We start from the raw sequence: 2,283 nt of genomic DNA, 5'->3' as shown, positions 1-2,283 counted from the left end.
CCATGGCCGCATAACTTTGAACGATTAGTTCCCTCCCCCGGTTGCGTAGAGACGACAGCAGTTATGGCAGACGAGGTCGGACCCGCGTCGAGAAAGGCCGATAACAGTTCCGGCTATCAAAGCCGTTGCAGCGATAGGCCCTCGGCGTGCGGATTCCATAAAGGCTCGGGCAGATGCCCATCAGAAGCCGGATATACGACCGCAACCGTTCTTCGGGCTGCTATCAGAAAAGACTGTCGGATCTACCCCTTGCGGGAGGCGTCCATATACGCACTGTTATACATCTGTGTCAGGCTTTTCGGTATCGATAGCGGTAATATTCCTTGCCGATCCCAGTATTTTTCGAAGATCCTCGACGCTGTAACCACGCGCATGAACCACCGTGTTAGTACCTTGGGTGATTATTATTTCGCGACTTTTCCGAGCTTCTAGCCATGCGACAATGACTCTCGATAGAGCATTCCAAGGTAGCGCTTCGGAGACGGCGTAGATCATATCCACGAACCCGGCAGCTTGCGGACGTTCCGAAAATAGCTTTACTTCCCCGGTGTCGATACCGGCGTCTGCTAACGCACTTAAAAACGAAGCTCGGCTATCTTTGAATGTTGCCAGCCGGATTGCTTGTACTGATTCGCTCATTCGTTCGCTCGCGCGGTATAACGCCGAAGCTCAGTTGCCGCCGGAGCAGCCGCAGGCTGCGGAGGGAACCCGAAGCGCGACAGCGCTTTGGGCGGTCAACTGCAGCGTATTGTTATGCCTACGTCGGGGATATGGTGGCTGGCCCAGTCCAGCAAAACGCGCTGAGTGCATCATTAACGGATTTGACTATGACTTCTAGCGTTTCTACGCCAATCAAAATCTTTTGATATGAACCGTCATCTATAGTGTATCCGAGTTCATTTCCATGAAGGTTGCTGAGCCCTAGAAACCCTTCTATCGTCATCCGCTTGCCTCGCTTCTTATCGGCAAGCGACGCATATCGCCGTTGACGATCTTCCGAATGCAGGGCTGAGTTTCGTATTTTTCTAAGCATCGGCAAATGCGTGTCAAGCTCTTCCGCAATCGTTCGGATATCGCTGGGAGCAACTTCGTATTCCTTCAACTCATCTAGAAACTTCGCAAATGAGTCGACCGCGTATACAAAAGTATGAGCATGGATAAACGGAATCTTATGTAGATAAGAGCGCGGCGCAAGTCCAAGCTCCGCACGTCGCCTCAGAATTCGGCGATCTCGTTCAACCTGAGTTTGATCATAGTTTAGATAATAAGCCTCGCCAAGTTCTGAACGAAGATTTTCGTCAACCTCTGACCGAATTCCGGCGTCCCGCTCCCATTCTTCACGAGGATTGCGGTTTTCGTTCTTAGAAGATTCAAACATCGTCAAAGCAATTGCGGCTTCAGCTACTTTGTCTTCCAAGCTACGGAGCATCCCCTCGATTTCAAAGGCTAAATCACGGTCGCCGAGCTCTAGCCAAGTTCCAGGTCGATTTATTTCAGCTACGTACATGATTTATCGGGCATAACGCCTAAGCTCAGTTGCCGCCGGAGCGGCCGAAGGCTGCGGAGGGAACCCGAAGCGCGGCAGCGCTTTGGGCGATCAACTGCAGTGATGGAATGGACGCCTCCCGCTCTTTTATTCGGCATCAACGTGCCATGCTGAAGTTGTCGAAAAACAGCAGAAGCACAGGAGACGTCCATGACTTCGAGTATGACCATTGCCGTCGATTTGGCCAAGACCGTGTTCGAGATCGCTGTTGCTGATTCCGAATGGCGGATTGTCGAACGCCATCGGTTGAGCCGATCGCAGTTTCAGGCGTTCTTCTTCAATCGCGAGCCGGCGACGGTCGTGATGGAGGCCTGTGGCACGGCGCACTTTTGGGGCCGCTGGCTCACGGGTCTGGGGTTTTCCGTTCGCTTGATTCCGGCACAGGCGGCACGCCCTTACCGGCGACGCAATAAGAACGATGCGGCCGATGCTGCAGCATTGATCGAAGCGGCGCGTAACACCGAGATCATCGATGTGCCCGTGAAGTCGTCCGAACAGCAGGCGATTCAGGGATTACACCGGATTCGATCCCAGTGGATGGCGACTCGCACGGCACGGATCAATAATCTCCGTGGCTTGTTACGGGAACAGGGCATCAACATCCCGGTGGGTGGAGTAGCCCCGTAGAACGCCGGACACAGATCAGTGCTTAAATACGAGGTAGGCATATGACTGTGGATAGGACTAGTGCGATGGGTGGTGGGAGCGAGCTGTTGGGGCCGGAGCGCCGGCGTCGC

3 protein-coding genes are annotated in these 2,283 nt (G+C 53.7%); 1 reads left to right on the top strand and 2 read right to left on the bottom strand.

Features of this window, described 5'->3' with window-relative positions:
- Positions 1-276: 276 nt before the first annotated feature.
- Together D3260_RS17020 and D3260_RS17015 are read right to left on the bottom strand one after the other, a co-directional pair.
- Complete coding sequence (locus D3260_RS17020) at positions 277-639, bottom strand: hypothetical protein (protein WP_120099803.1); 363 nt, start codon at positions 637-639, stop codon at positions 277-279.
- 118 nt (positions 640-757) lie between these two features.
- Positions 758-1,507, bottom strand: a complete 750-nt coding sequence (locus D3260_RS17015) for a hypothetical protein (RefSeq protein ID WP_199671572.1) — start codon at positions 1,505-1,507, stop codon at positions 758-760.
- A 201-nt stretch (positions 1,508-1,708) separates the two neighbouring features.
- On the opposite strand from D3260_RS17015, the gene D3260_RS17010 reads away from it, so the two are divergent.
- Positions 1,709-2,173 carry a transposase gene (locus D3260_RS17010; protein WP_233544121.1) on the top strand — a complete coding sequence of 155 codons (465 nt, stop codon included), beginning with the start codon at positions 1,709-1,711 and terminating at the stop codon, positions 2,171-2,173.
- Positions 2,174-2,283 lie beyond the last annotated feature (110 nt).

This window comes from Salinisphaera sp. Q1T1-3 (assembly GCF_003602005.1).
In the GTDB taxonomy this organism is placed as follows: domain Bacteria; phylum Pseudomonadota; class Gammaproteobacteria; order Nevskiales; family Salinisphaeraceae; genus Salinisphaera.
This window is presented reverse-complemented; position numbering and strand designations above follow the sequence as displayed.

Excerpts from the sequence above, each read along its gene's own strand:
- D3260_RS17020 (WP_120099803.1), bottom strand. The coding sequence starts at position 639 with ATGAGCGAATCAGTACAAGCAATCCGGCTGGCAACATTCAAAGATAGC.
- D3260_RS17015 (WP_199671572.1), bottom strand. The coding sequence starts at position 1,507 with ATGTACGTAGCTGAAATAAATCGACCTGGAACTTGGCTAGAGCTCGGC.
- D3260_RS17010 (WP_233544121.1), top strand. The coding sequence starts at position 1,709 with ATGACCATTGCCGTCGATTTGGCCAAGACCGTGTTCGAGATCGCTGTT.